Origin of the sequence: Sphaerimonospora sp. CA-214678, assembly GCF_050942215.1 — a bacterium.
Classification (GTDB): Bacteria; Actinomycetota; Actinomycetes; order Streptosporangiales; family Streptosporangiaceae; genus Sphaerimonospora.
In genome coordinates this window covers 2,626,666-2,641,116 of record NZ_CP192056.1, presented here as the reverse complement: position 1 = coordinate 2,641,116, position 14,451 = coordinate 2,626,666, and the positions used below count along the sequence as shown (strand labels likewise).

The following is a 14,451-nucleotide window of genomic DNA, read 5'->3' as shown; positions in this document are numbered from 1 at the left end:
ATCGTCAGGAGACGCGTTGAACTCACGGCACACCGAGACCAGCCTGGTGTGGGGACACTCGGCATTGCGGGTGGCGATCGCGATCACACCCGGCGGTGCGGTGAGCATCCGTGAACTGACCACCGGGAGCCCCGCGTCAGGGCCGAAGCCGCCGGCGCAGCCGCTGGCAGAGGTGCTGCTGGCCGGTCAGGGGCGGGCGCGGGCCTCCCACCGTTTCTCCGACACGGCGGTCGGCCGCCGCCTGACTTATGTGGGCGCGGAGGAGGCCCGCGACGGTCAGTGGCACAGGTTGCGGATGACCCTGAACGATGAGCACTCTCACCTCGAGGTGCAGGTGCATCTCCGCTCGGCGGAGGGCGTCTCGGCCGTGCAATCGTGGACGACCGTGACCAACCGCGGCGCCGATACCGCGGTGGTGCTGGGGGTGACCTCCTTCGCCGCCGGGCTTCCGGCCCGGACCGCCGACCGCCTGGAGGTGGTGTGCGGCGACAGCGAGTGGCTGGGCGAGAGCCGCTGGAGCGTACGCCCGCTGCGCGAGGTCGCCGTGGACCTCAACCTGCCGCTTCATGGCCACGACACCCGGGGGCGGGTGGCGGTCACCAGCTCGGGAACGTGGTCGACGGGGCAGCATCTGCCGACCGGGGGTCTGGTCGACAGTGCCTGCGGACAGGCGTGGCTCTGGCAGGTCGAGCACAACGGCCCCTGGCATTGGGAGATCGGCGAGCGCCGTGAGGGCGCCTACGTCGCGCTGCTCGGTCCCACGGACATCGACCACCAGTGGCACGCCGTCCTGGCTCCGGGCGAGTCGTTCACCACGGTCCCCGCGTCCATCGCCGTCTCCGCCAACGGGCTGCACGGCGCGGCCGCCACGCTGACCGCCCACCGCCGCGCCCTGGTGCGGCCCCATCCGGACCGGACGCATCTTCCCGTGGTGTTCAACGACTACATGAACACCCTGATGGGCGACCCGACGACCGAGAAGCTCCTGCCACTGGTCGACGCCGCCGCCGACGTCGGTGCCGAGGTGTTCTGCATCGACGCCGGCTGGTACGACGACGGCGGCGCCTGGTGGGACAGCGTGGGCGAGTGGCAACCGTCCCAGACCCGCTTCCCCCACGGCATCGAGGAGGTGCTGACGCGCATCAGATCACGCGGGATGAAGCCGGGGCTGTGGCTGGAACCCGAGGTCGTCGGCGTACACAGCCCCCTGGCCGACGAGCTGCCCGCCACGGCGTTCCTGCAGCGTGGTGGCCACAGGATCGCCGAACAGGGCCGCTATCACCTCGACCTGCGCCACCCCGCCGCCGTCGCCCACCTGAACGAGGTGATCGACCGGCTGGTGGAGCAACTGGGTGTGGCCTACTTGAAGCTCGACTACAACATCGACCCCGGCTCGGGCACCGATCTGGACTCCGCCAGCCCCGGCGCGGGTCTGCTCGCCCACAACCGGGCTCACCTCGCCTGGCTGGACGCGGTTCTGGACCGGCATCCCGGCCTGATCCTGGAGAACTGCGCCTCGGGCGCCATGCGGATGGACTACGCGCTGCTGTCGCGGATGCAGCTGCAGTCCACCAGCGACCAGCAAGACCCCCTCCGGTACCCGCCGATCGCGGTCGCGGCTCCCATGTCCGTACTGCCCGAGCAGTCGGCGAACTGGGCCTACCCCCAGCCGGACATGAGCGACGAGGAGATCGCCTACACGCTGTGCACGGGCCTGCTGGGCCGCCTCTACCTGTCCGGACACCTGACCACGATGACCGGCGCACAGCGAGCGTCGGTGCGGGCGGCCGTCGCCGCGTACCGCGACATCCGCACCGACTTGGCGGTGTCCCTCCCCATCTGGCCGCTGGGCCTGCCAGGCTGGACCGACCGCTGGCTGAGCCTCGGCCTGTCCACCCCGGATCACACCTACCTGGGAGTCTGGTCCCGCGGCGGCAGACCGAGGACCACCTCGGTGTCACTGCCTCACCTGGCCGGCCGGCATGTCGACATCGAGGTCCTCTATCCCCGTCACCTGCCCGCGTGGCGTACCGACTGGGACCCGGCCCAAGGTCAACTCATCCTGACGAATCCCACATCGGAACCGTCCGCTCGCGTTTTCCGTACTGTCCGGCGACCTGAGTGAGGTGCGGCACGAGGGCGAGACGCCCGCCGCGTTCTCCGGCAGCCTCCTCATGGTGGCGCCCGCCGCCCTCGGCGTCCTCGTCTGCGGGTCCACGGCGTCATGGACCTCATCCCTCCTCGATGCGGCGGGCCGTACCGACCTCGACCTCGTAGCGGCTGCCGCCCCGCCACCAGCGGCGGCGCAGTGCGCCCTCGACCTCGACGACGTCGTCGAGACGCCACCCGCCGAGCATGTCGCGCACACGATCGTCGAATGTGGCGCATTCGACCGCGTCGGAGCACTGGCGGCCGGCATGGCCGGCGGGCCGGCGGACGGCCAGGCGCCACTGTGTGAGCACGCCGCCGCTCGGCAGATCCCGATGGACCGGCTCCATCGACAGCCTGCCGACCAGCACCACCTCGTTGCGATGCATGCGATCCCCTTCCTTTCCGGGGTCACTGTCGCTGGTTAGGCTGGCTCTCCGAGGCGCCGAATGCCGTTCTGTGGATTATGGGGTGGACATGGACAACGTGAGACCGCTCGGCGGCGACGTCTACGAGATCGACACTCGCATGGCGGGTTATTCGGGCATCACGGCCGGATACCTGATCCTGGGCGACCGTCCGTGCCTGGTCGAGACCGGCACGTCGACGTCGGCGCCCATCGTCAGGGACGCGCTGTCCTCTCTCGGGGTCGGACCCGGCGACCTGGCCACCGTCGTGGTCACGCACATCCACCTCGACCACGCGGGCGGGGTGGGCGACATCGCCGATTACTACCCCTCGGCCGAGATCGTGGTACACGAGAAGGGCGCCCGGCACCTCGCCGACCCGTCGCGTCTGATGTCCAGCGCCAAGATGGTGTGGGGGGACAAACTCGACGTGCTGTTCGGCGCGCTCGCACCCACCGACGCCGCACGGATCCGGGCGCTGGGAGACACCGGCAGCATCGACCTGGGCAACGGCCGGACCCTGTCGAGCCACTACTCCCCCGGCCACGCCAAGCACCACGTCGGCCTGCTCGACTCCCTGACCGGCGATCTGTACGTCGGCGACGCCGCAGGCGTCTACCTGCCGGAGACCGGTGATCTGCGGCCCGCCACCCCGCCGCCGGACTTCGATCTGGACATCGCGCTCGACTCGATCGCCCTGTTCCAGGCGCTGGGACCGCAGCGGCTGCTGTTCAGCCATTACGGACCGGTGGACGAGGTGACCGAGATCCTGGAACGCTCGGCGGAGGAACTCCGGGTCTGGGTGGACCTCACCCGGCAGGCCCGGACGGAGGGCCTCGACCTCGACCACGCCGTCGCCATGGTCCGCGACCGGACCCGTGAGCGTTACACGGCGCTGCGAAACGACGACCCGACCGCCGAGCAGTTCGAACTGCTCAGCGGAGCGCCGTCCAACGTCGCCGGCATCCTGCACTGGCTGGACCGCATACCGGACGCGTGATCCCCCAGAGGCACGGCACGGCCGCAGGGCGGCGCCCGACATCGTGAATCGTCGCGAGCGCCGCCCTGCCGTACGTCATGTGATCACTCCCGCGGCTTGCCCCGCCCAGCGGGGTCGTCGAGCACGTCACCCGGAACGGGCTCCGTCTCGTCGACGTCCGTCTTCTTAAGGTCGTCCGGCTCCTTGAGGTCGTCCGGCTCCTCGATGTCGTCGAGCACATCGCCGAAGTCGGGCTCGATGAACGCGGGACCGTACGCGGAGGCGTCCTGCCTGGGCTCCTTCTTATCGGCCGGGGCATCGGCAGGGGCGTCGGCGGCGACCGCAGCCGACGCCTCGGTAGCGGCCTCGCTAGTGCTATCGGTCGGATCGGCCGCTCCGGCCGGGAGGGTGCGCTCCGCCCCCTCCGCGGCGTCATCCCCGGTGTCCGCGACGAGATCGTCCGCCGATGCGGCGTCCGTACCGGTCCGCTGCCCGGGGTCCGGGTCGGCCGGCTCAGATTCGGTGTCCGCGTCCGCCGCGGCCGGTCCGCCGACCATTTCGACCAGGACGTCCAGATCCACGTCCGGCTCGACGCCCTCTTCGAAGTCCTCTTCGAGGTCCTCGATCGCGGCGCCGGTCAGCTCGGCGTAGCGCTCGGCGGCGTCGGTCTCGCCGTCCTCGTCGAAGGCCATCGACCGGGCGAACCAGTCGACCGCCGCGGTCTCGTGCCCGGCCTCGGCCAAAGCATCCGCGTACGCGAAGGCCAGCCGTGCCGACCACGGCTTCGGCTGCGGGTCACGCAGCTCGGGCACGCGCTGAAGCGTGACCACCGCCGCGTCGTGCTGACCGAGATCACGCCGGACCCCGGACTCGACGATCGCGAGCTCGATCCTGCCCGCACGATCCAGCCGATCGGCCTCCTGCGAACGGATCAGGTCCAGCGCCCGCTCCGGACGGCCGAGTCCACGTTCGCAGTCCGCCATCACCGGCAGGTACTCATCGGTCCCCGTCAGCCTGCGCGCCGCCCGGAGGTCGTTGAGCGCCTCGGCGTACTGCCCCGCCCGATAGGCGGCTATACCGCTGACCTCCCGGACCATACCGATCCTGGTGGCGAAGCGCCGGGCCACCTTCGCATGCTCGTAAGCCCGCTCGGGGTCGTCCGCGCTCAGCGCACGCGTCACCGCGACAAGGTGACTGGCCACCAGATCGGCCAGATCGTTCGGCAGTGAGCGCAACTCCGCCCGGGCCTCCCGGTCGAGTTCCTCCGGCGTGATGTCGGCTTCCAGCTCGGGCAGCACCTCACGGTGCTCGGAGTCGCCGGCTCCTCGGTCGTCACGGCTGAAAGGACGTGGCCGGTCCCTGTCGTCACGACTGAAAGAACGCGACCGGTCCCTGTCGTCACGACTGAAAGAACGCGACCGGTCACCGGAAGGCCTGTCACTGCCGCGGTCACGGTCACGCCCACCGAAGGGCCGGTCGCCTTGGTCCCGCCCAGGCCGCCTTTCCGGACGATCCCGGAAAGAACCAGCGTCTCGACCGGTCCTCTCGTCACGATCACGGGAGCCGTACCTCCCGCGCGATCCACCCCGGTCACCCGATGGCCGGCTGTCCCGATCACGGTAGGAGTCCCGGTCACCGTAGGTGCGTTGCGGGCGCTCAGAACGCCCACCGGCCGCCTCGTGGCGGCCCTCCGACTCCAAGCGACGGTCGCGGAACGGGCGGCGGCCCGCCTCGTCTCGGTCATAGCGGCCCTCGTACGGACGACCACCACGCCCATCACGGTCACGGTCACGATCGCGGTCACGGACGCCGTACCGGCCCCCGAAGCCACCGCCGCCCCGACGCTCCGCCGGCCGGTCGCGATCCCACTCACGATCGCGGTAACCCCGGCCCTCCCGGCCGGAGTCTTCGCGGCGACCTCCTTGCCTGCCACCAGGAGAACCGGGCCGGGTGTCCCTACGTCCGCGGTCATCACGTCCGCGGTCATCGCGATCGCCAGGCCGGAACGGCCTGCCACCACGGTCACCACCGTCAGCTCGGCCGCTCCGGTCACGACCGTAACCGCCTCGCGAGGTGTCTCGATCACCGTACGAGCGGCGGCCGCCGCTCATCCCCTCAGCCGCGTCGCCCCGGCTCCACGATCCACGCTCACGACGATCGTCGAATCCGCCTTCTCTGCGGCGATCACCCTGGTAGCGGCCGCCGAAGCCACCGCGGGCATCGGGGCGAGAGGCACGAGGGCCGCGATCGTTCTGATCCCGGCCGCGATCCCTGTCGCGATCCCGGTCGCGGTCGCGGTAATCGTTGCCGTTGCGGTACGAACCGCGCTCACCAAAGCCCCTACCGCCCCGTTCATCGCGGTTTCGCGAGCCATACCCCCCGCCACCGAAGCGAGAATCCCGGTCACGTGGGCCGCCTCTGTCATCCCGGAACGGACGATCGCCTCGGTCTCCGCGCTCACCACGTTTGTCACGGTCTCCGAAGTTCTGGGCAGACCCGTGCCGCCGCTCGCCGTAGCGTCCTCCCTCGCCCCTGCTTCCTCCACCAGCGCGACCACTTCCGCGAAAGGCACCGGCATCTCCGGCTCGGTACCTGCCCTCTCCGCGGTTGTCTGGGCGTTCGTTCTCGCCACGGCCCGCGCCGTCACGGCCGTCTTCTCTGTTCACTTCTATCCTCTGTTGCTCGCTCACCGCGTACGGCTCTGCATTCGAGTTCCTGTTCGCGGGTTCTGGGCTCTTCCCGGTGCTCTGTGTAGGGGAGAAGTCCGATACCGGCGGCTTTCCAGGAAGACCAGTTGTGATCGTGGTCACTCAGACCACGTTCGCGTCGTAGCTTCTCGCTCTCTACCTGACGCGAAGAAGGCCACCCGTGGTGGGCGGCCCGGTCCTTCCAGCCTAACGCGCCGGCGGCAGTACGTAAGCCGACTCGATTATCCCATCCCACCCACCGATAGCGCGGCCGGTGGTGGCGATAACCACGACCGATCTCCGGTTTCCCGCCTCGACCTGCAGTTTCCAGATCGGCCTATTTCACGTATCGACCTGCACCCCAGCCCTGTGGCCGGGGCTCGACAGCAGCGAGATCAGGGTGCGGTAGCAGGACGGGTGGTCGGGTGAAGGAGTCTGATGTGGTGGTACCGGGGTTTGATGTGGTGGGTGTCCGGGGCCGAGTGCCCTGACAGGTGCGGGCAGGGACGGGCAGCTGTTCCGGCCGGCCTGACAGTCACGCCCTGGCGGCAGAGGCCTCCGGCCTCCCCGGGCGCGGTGGTCCCGGCACGGTCTTACGCCGGCCGGAACACCCACCCGCCCCCACCCACACCACGGACGCGCCACAGCACCGCCCCCCGGCCAACACGAACCGACCCCCACGAACCCCCGGCCACAAACAAAAAAAGGGAGGCACCCACGGCCTCCCAACCCACACCCGGCACAAACAAAAAACGGGGGGCCACACCACCCCCCGAACACACACACGCACAAAGCCCGGAAACGCGTGCAGGCCGCCCCACAAAAGGACGGCCCGCACACAACAATTGTCCGGCGGCGACCTACTCTCCCACACCCCCACGGATGCAGTACCATCGGCGCTGGAAGGCTTAACTACCGGGTTCGGAATGTAACCGGGTGTTTCCCAACCGCTAAAACCGCCGTAACCCTACCAAACAGCCAACCACCAACCCCACACACCGACCCCACACAAAGAGGGCCACGCACGCGGGCACGGTCCGGTTGCTGCTCGAAAATCACACAGTGGACGCAAACACCGAAAAGTCTTGTGGTCAAGTCCTCGGCCTATTAGTACCGGTCAGCTCCACACGTTACCGCGCTTCCACTCCCAGCCTATCAACCCCATCATCTACAGGGGGCCTTACCCCAAACGGGTGGGAGACCTCATCTAAAGGCAAGCTTCCCGCTTAGATGCTTTCAGCGGTTATCCCTACCGAACGTAGCCAACCAGCCATGCTCCTGGCGGAACAACTGGCACACCAGAGGTTCGTCCGTCCCGGTCCTCTCGTACTAGGGACAGCCCCTCACAAGTCTCCTGCGCGCGCAGCGGATAGGGACCGAACTGTCTCGCGACGTTCTAAACCCAGCTCGCGTACCGCTTTAATGGGCGAACAGCCCAACCCTTGGGACCTACTCCAGCCCCAGGATGCGACGAGCCGACATCGAGGTGCCAAACCATCCCGTCGATATGGACTCTTGGGGAAGATCAGCCTGTTATCCCCGGGGTACCTTTTAGCCGTTGAGCGACACCGCTTCCACACGCCGATGCCGGATCACTAGTCCCAGCTTTCGCTCCTGCTCGACCCGTCAGTCTCACAGTCAAGCCCCCTTGTGCACTTACACTCACCACCTGATTACCAACCAGGCTGAGGGAACCTTTGGGCGCCTCCGTTACCCTTTAGGAGGCAACCGCCCCAGTTAAACTACCCACCAGACACTGTCCCCCACCCGGATCCACGGGCGCGGGTTAGACATCCAAAACGACCAGAGTGGTATTTCACCAATGACTCCACGACAACTAGCGTCACCGCTTCACCGTCTCCCACCTATCCTACACAAGCCGCCCCAAACACCAATGTCAAGCTGCAGTGAAGGTCCCGGGGTCTTTCCGTCCTGCTGCGCGAAACGAGCATCTTTACTCGTACTGCAATTTCACCGGGCCTGTGGTTGAGACAGCGGGGAAGTCGTTACGCCATTCGTGCAGGTCGGAACTTACCCGACAAGGAATTTCGCTACCTTAGGATGGTTATAGTTACCACCGCCGTTTACCGGCGCTTAAGTTCTCACCTTCGCACCCCGAAGAGTGCTAAGCAGTCCCCTTAACGTTCCGGCACCGGGCAGGCGTCAGTCCGTATACATCGTCTTACGACTTCGCACGGACCTGTGTTTTTAGTAAACAGTCGCTTCCCCCTGGCCACTGCGACCCCCACCAGCTCACAACGCACAGTCGATCACCAGCAGAGGCCCCCCTTCTCCCGAAGTTACGGGGGCAATTTGCCGAGTTCCTTAACCACAGTTCACCCGACCGCCTCGGTATTCTCTACCTGACCACCTGAGTCGGTTTAGGGTACGGGCCGCCACAGCACTCACTAGAGGCTTTTCTCGACAGCATAGGATCACCCACTTCACCACAATCGGCTCGGCATCACACCTCAGGCACATGAGGAGCGGATTTACCTACCCCTCGCCCTACATGCTTACCCCGGGACAACCACCGCCCGGGATGGGCTACCTTCCTGCGTCACCCCATCGCTTACCTACTACCAGCTCAGGCCGAGCGTTCACCCTCACCCGCCACCCGAAGGCAACAGGGGGCTAAGGACTCTTAGTATCACCAGGTTCAGTATGGGCGCACCACAGCGGGTACGGGAATATCAACCCGTCATCCATCGACTACGCCTGTCGGCCTCGCCTTAGGCCCCGACTAACCCTGGGCGGATCAACCTGCCCCAGGAACCCTTGGTCATCCGGCGCAGAAGTTTCTCACTTCTGACTCGCTACTCATGCCTGCATTCTCACTCGCGCACCCTCCACCACCGATCACTCGACAGCTTCACCGGACGCACGACGCTCCCCTACCCACCCACAACCAGAACAACGTCCAGTCACAGGTGCCGCGACTTCGGCGGTATGCTTGAGCCCCGCTACATTATCGGCGCAAAATCACTTGACCAGTGAGCTATTACGCACTCTTTCAAGGATGGCTGCTTCTAAGCCAACCTCCTGGTTGTCACTGCGACTCCACATCCTTTCCCACTCAGCACACGCTTAGGGGCCTTAGTCGACGATCTGGGCTGTTTCCCTCTCGACCACGGAGCTTATCCCCCGCAGTCTCACTGCCACGCTCAACTTACCGGCATTCGAAGTTTGGCTGACGTCAGTAACCTTGTCGGGCCCATCAGCCAACCAGAGCCCTACCTCCGGCAAGCACCACGCAACGCTGCACCTAAATGCATTTCGGGGAGAACCAGCTATCACGGAGTTTGATTGGCCTTTCACCCCTACACACAGATCATCCCCCAGGTTTTCAACCCTGGTGGGTTCGGGCCTCCACCCAGTCTTACCTGAGCTTCACCCTGCCCATGCGTAGATCACTCCGCTTCGGGTCCACAGCATGCGACTCAAACGCCCTATTCAGACTCGCTTTCGCTACGGCTCCCCCACCCGGGTTAACCTCGCCACACACCACGACTCGCAGGCTCATTCTTCAAAAGGCACGCAGTCACATCACACACAAGGCGAACCCTGTGTACGCTCCCACGGCTTGTAGGCACACGGTTTCAGGTACTATTTCACAACCCCTCACCGGGGCGCTTTTCACCTTTCCCTCACGGTACTCGTGCACTATCGGTCATCAGGAAGTATTTAGGCTTACCAGGTGGTCCTGGCAGATTCACACAGGATTCCTCGAGCCCCGTGCTACTCGGGACAACCCCCAGCAGTCGGCATGATTTCACCTACCCGGCTTTCACGGTCTCCGGCCGCCCATCCCAGAACGTTCGACTACCACACCGATTTATCACTGCTTGAGAAGACAGCGGTCTCCTCCAGAAGCTCCCACAACCCCGCACACGCAACGCCCGCCGGCTATCACACGCGCACGGTTTAGCCTCCTCCGCTTTCGCTCACCACTACTCACGGAATCACTATTGTTTTCTTCTCCTACGGGTACTGAGATGTTTCACTTCCCCGCGTCACCACCAACCGCCCTATACATTCAGACGGCGGCAACACCACATGACTGGTGCTAGGTTTCCCCATTCGGACATCCCCGGATCAACGTCTGGTTGGCGACTCCCCGAGGCTTAACGCAGCCTCCCACGTCCTTCATCGGCTCCTGATGCCAAGGCATCCACCGTGTGCCCTAAACAACTTGGCCACAAAAGATGCTCGCGTCCACTATGCAATTCACAAACAACAACCAGAAAAACCAGCCCACCCCACCACCAAACACCCGAAACCCACCCACAAGCCGCAACCCCGCACCCCAACGAGCACAAGACCACAACCCACAAGCAAGCCCCAAGCCGGTATGGCAGGAGACCAGCCCCGCACGAAGGAAAAACCCCCCACCCCGAACACCCGCGAAACCCCCCACCCCACACGAAAGCGTGCAACACACACACGCACAACGCGAAAGGACAGAACATCCCACGACGCCCAGAGCAGAACACAGCCGTTCCCTCAGGACCCAACAGTGTGCCCAACCAGCCCTGACCCCGAACCCCGCCTTTCCCACTCCGCAACCCCCACCCCCACACGAATGAAGAGACAGAAACCACGGCGGTACTCACCGAACCGGCAACCACGACCAGCTGACTAACCAGTGCTCCACTAAGCAGCACGCCACGCACCGAACACACGCCGGTGACCGCAGCGACACTAGACCAAACCCCCAACACCCCGTCCACTCCCACCACGAAGGCAGAAAAGAACAGATGCCACGAGCCGGCCACATGCTCCTTAGAAAGGAGGTGATCCAGCCGCACCTTCCGGTACGGCTACCTTGTTACGACTTCGTCCCAATCGCCAGCCCCACCTTCGACCGCTCCCCCCCAAACGGGTTGGGCCACGGGCTTCGGGTGTTGCCGACTTTCGTGACGTGACGGGCGGTGTGTACAAGGCCCGGGAACGTATTCACCGCAGCATTGCTGATCTGCGATTACTAGCGACTCCGACTTCATGGGGTCGAGTTGCAGACCCCAATCCGAACTGAGACCGGCTTTTAGGGATTCGCTCCCCCTCACGGGTTAGCAGCCCTCTGTACCGACCATTGTAGCATGTTTGCAGCCCAAGACATAAGGGGCATGATGACTTGACGTCATCCCCACCTTCCTCCGAGTTGACCCCGGCAGTCTCCCATGAGTCCCCGGCCGGCCGAAGCCGCCGCTGGCAACATGGAACAAGGGTTGCGCTCGTTGCGGGACTTAACCCAACATCTCACGACACGAGCTGACGACAGCCATGCACCACCTGTACACCGGCCCCGAAAGGAACACCCGTCTCCGAGCGCGTCCGATGTATGTCAAACCTTGGTAAGGTTCTTCGCGTTGCGTCGAATTAAGCAACATGCTCCGCCGCTTGTGCGGGCCCCCGTCAATTCCTTTGAGTTTTAGCCTTGCGGCCGTACTCCCCAGGCGGGGCGCTTAATGCGTTAGCTACGGCACAGGAACCATGGAAGACCCCCACACCTAGCGCCCAACGTTTACAGCGTGGACTACCAGGGTATCTAATCCTGTTCGCTCCCCACGCTTTCGCTCCTCAGCGTCAGAACTGGCCCAGCAAGCCGCCTTCGCCACCGGTGTTCCTCCTGATATCTGCGCATTTCACCGCTACACCAGGAATTCCACTTGCCCCTACCAGCCTCTAGCCTGCCCGTATCCACCGCAGACCCGTAGTTAAGCCACGGGCTTTCACGGCAGACGCGACAAGCCACCTACGAGCTCTTTACGCCCAATAATTCCGGACAACGCTTGCGCCCTACGTATTACCGCGGCTGCTGGCACGTAGTTAGCCGGCGCTTCTTCCACAGGTACACGTCAACTTCGTCCCTGCCGAAAGAGGTTTACAACCCGAAGGCCGTCATCCCCCACGCGGCGTCGCTGCGTCAGGCTTCCGCCCATTGCGCAATATTCCCCACTGCTGCCTCCCGTAGGAGTCTGGGCCGTGTCTCAGTCCCAGTGTGGCCGGTCGCCCTCTCAGGCCGGCTACCCGTCGTCGCCTTGGTAGGCCATCACCCCACCAACAAGCTGATAGGCCGCGAGCCCATCCCCAACCGAAAAACTTTCCACCACCACCAGATGCCCGGAGTGGTCATATCCAGTATTAGACCCGGTTTCCCAGGCTTATCCCAGAGTCAGGGGCAGGTTACTCACGTGTTACTCACCCGTTCGCCGCTCGAGTACCCCGAAGGGCCTTTCCGCTCGACTTGCATGTGTTAAGCACGCCGCCAGCGTTCGTCCTGAGCCAGGATCAAACTCTCCAAACAATGTCTGAAAAGAAACCCCAGCCAACACCCACCACCACCGAAACAGCAGTGGATGCCGATCAAAGGAATCCGTCCCCCACACACCCACAAAAAGAGGGCGCGCGAGAACGGGGTAATGCATCAAAATGCACTGGCTTTTAGCACACTGTTGAGTTCTCAAGAAACGGACGCGTACACCACCACCCAGACCAGCCGTCAGGCAGACCCAGGATCCGGGGCGTTACATCAGCTTCACTTTGTGTCATCTATTCTCGCCAGTCCCGGAGGATCCTGTCAAACCAGCCCCACCGGCAACCCGGCCAAACCCGCTTGACATCACCCCCGCCACCCGGCGGGAATTCCGACCACCCCTTCCGGGGCAACCCCTCTAACTTACCCGGCCCGACCCCACCACGCAAACCGCAGCGAACCCAAGATCCGAAAAGAAGAGGAGGCACCGAGACCATACCCGGACGAACCACACCCCGTCGAAACGACCGGGAGAGAGATCCGCCGGATCACCCGGCTCAACAAGATTACCAGAGCTGGACACCAACCGCGCACACAACACGGCCCCACCCCCGCCGGCGTCCGAAGGCGAGGGCAGGGCCGGACGGGGTCAGCCGACCTCCACGCCGCCGATGGTCCTCTTGCCGCGCCTGAGCACGAGGTAGCGGCCGTGGAGCAGGTCGTCGGAAGTCGGTACGTACTCCTCATCCGTGATCTTCACGTTGTTGAGGTAGGCGCCGCCCTCCTTGACCGCACGCCGCGCCGCCGACTTCGACTCGACCAGGCCGCTCTCGGTCAGCAGGTCGACGTACGTCGCGCCCAGGGCCGGTACGGCGGCCTTCGGGACCTCGGCCAGCGCGGACTCGATGGTCCGGGCGTCGAGCTCGGCGAGTGAGCCCTGGCCGAACAGCGCCCGCGAGGCGGCGATGACACGTGCCAGCTCGTCCTCACCGTGCACCAGGCTGGTCAGATCCTCGGCCAGGGCGCGCTGCGCCTGCCTGGCCGCTGGGCGGTCGGCCACCGCCTTCTCCAGCTCGTCGATCTCCTCCCGGGTCCGGAAGGTGAAGACCTTCAGGAAGCGGGTCACGTCCCGATCGTCGGAGTTCAGCCAGTACTGGTAGAACGCGTACGGCGACGTGAGGGCGGGGTCGAGCCAGACCGCACCGCCGGCGGTCTTGCCGAACTTGGTGCCGTCCGCCTTGGTGATCAGCTTTCCGGTGTAGGCGTGGACGTGTGCGCTCTCGACGCGCCGGATCAGGTCGACACCGGCGGTGATGTTCCCCCACTGGTCGCTGCCGCCGACCTGCAGCGTGCAGCCGTGCCGGCGGTACAGCTCCAGGTAGTCGTTGGCCTGGAGGATCTGGTAGCTGAACTCGGTGTAGCTCAGTCCCTCCCCGCCCAGCCTGGCCGCGACCGATTCCCTCGCCAGCATCCGGTTGACCGGGAAGTGCTTGCCGACGTCACGCAGGAAATCGATGGCCGACAGCTCGGCGGTCCAGTCCAGGTTGCTCACCAGGGACGCGGACGCCGGGCCCTCCTCGAACGACAGGAACCTCTCGACCTGCCTCCGGATCCGCGCGACCCACTCGGCCACGACGTCCTCGGAGTTCAGCGCGCGCTCGGTGCTGCGCCCGCTGGGGTCGCCGATGAGGCCGGTCGCGCCGCCGACGAGGCCGATCGGCCGGTGGCCGGCCCGCTGGAAGCGGGTGAGGATCAGCAGCGTGGCCAGGTTGCCCACGTGGAGCGACGGCGCGGTGGGGTCGAAGCCCGCATAGACCGTGATCGGACCCTCGGCCAGTGCCTTCCGCAGTGCGTCGGCATCGGTGGTCTGCGCGGTGACGTCGCGCCATTCGAGCTCATCGAGGATGTCTGTCACTGTCCTGGCTTTCGCTAATCGATGATGTACGGCTTTCGCCCCCGTACGAGCCTGCCTGA

Annotated in this window: 6 protein-coding genes and 3 rRNA genes; 2 read left to right on the top strand and 7 right to left on the bottom strand. The window is 65.3% G+C overall.

Annotated elements, in window-relative coordinates; all coding sequences use genetic code 11:
- Positions 1-16: 16 nt before the first annotated feature.
- Complete coding sequence (locus ACQP1K_RS11870; protein ID WP_433500929.1) at positions 17-2,125, top strand: alpha-galactosidase; 2,109 nt, start codon at positions 17-19, stop codon at positions 2,123-2,125.
- A gap of 106 nt (positions 2,126-2,231) precedes the next feature.
- On the opposite strand, the gene ACQP1K_RS11865 is transcribed toward ACQP1K_RS11870, so the two are convergent.
- Positions 2,232-2,537, bottom strand: coding sequence for a single-stranded DNA-binding protein (locus ACQP1K_RS11865; RefSeq protein WP_433500928.1), 306 nt, complete (start codon positions 2,535-2,537; stop codon positions 2,232-2,234).
- An 88-nt stretch (positions 2,538-2,625) separates the two neighbouring features.
- On the opposite strand from ACQP1K_RS11865, the gene ACQP1K_RS11860 reads away from it, so the two are divergent.
- Positions 2,626-3,555, top strand: coding sequence for an MBL fold metallo-hydrolase (locus ACQP1K_RS11860; RefSeq protein WP_433500927.1), 930 nt, complete (start codon positions 2,626-2,628; stop codon positions 3,553-3,555).
- Between the two features lie 83 nt (positions 3,556-3,638).
- On the opposite strand, the gene ACQP1K_RS11855 is transcribed toward ACQP1K_RS11860, so the two are convergent.
- From ACQP1K_RS11855 to tyrS, 6 genes are all read right to left on the bottom strand, one after another.
- Positions 3,639-4,832, bottom strand: a complete 1,194-nt coding sequence (locus ACQP1K_RS11855) for a hypothetical protein (RefSeq protein ID WP_433500926.1) — start codon at positions 4,830-4,832, stop codon at positions 3,639-3,641.
- An 809-nt stretch (positions 4,833-5,641) separates the two neighbouring features.
- Positions 5,642-6,181 carry a hypothetical protein gene (locus ACQP1K_RS11850; RefSeq protein ID WP_433500925.1) on the bottom strand — a complete coding sequence of 180 codons (540 nt, stop codon included), beginning with the start codon at positions 6,179-6,181 and terminating at the stop codon, positions 5,642-5,644.
- A gap of 887 nt (positions 6,182-7,068) precedes the next feature.
- Positions 7,069-7,185: ribosomal RNA gene (rrf, locus tag ACQP1K_RS11845) — 5S ribosomal RNA — on the bottom strand.
- Between the two features lie 123 nt (positions 7,186-7,308).
- A 23S ribosomal RNA gene (locus ACQP1K_RS11840) occupies positions 7,309-10,419 on the bottom strand.
- Positions 10,420-11,007: 588 nt separating this feature from the next.
- A 16S ribosomal RNA gene (locus tag ACQP1K_RS11835) occupies positions 11,008-12,528 on the bottom strand.
- The 16S, 23S and 5S rRNA genes sit together here, the layout of an rRNA operon.
- 598 nt (positions 12,529-13,126) lie before the next feature.
- Entirely contained in the window at positions 13,127-14,392 is a 1,266-nt protein-coding gene (gene tyrS / locus ACQP1K_RS11830; RefSeq protein ID WP_433500924.1) for a tyrosine--tRNA ligase, read from the bottom strand.
- Positions 14,393-14,451 lie beyond the last annotated feature (59 nt).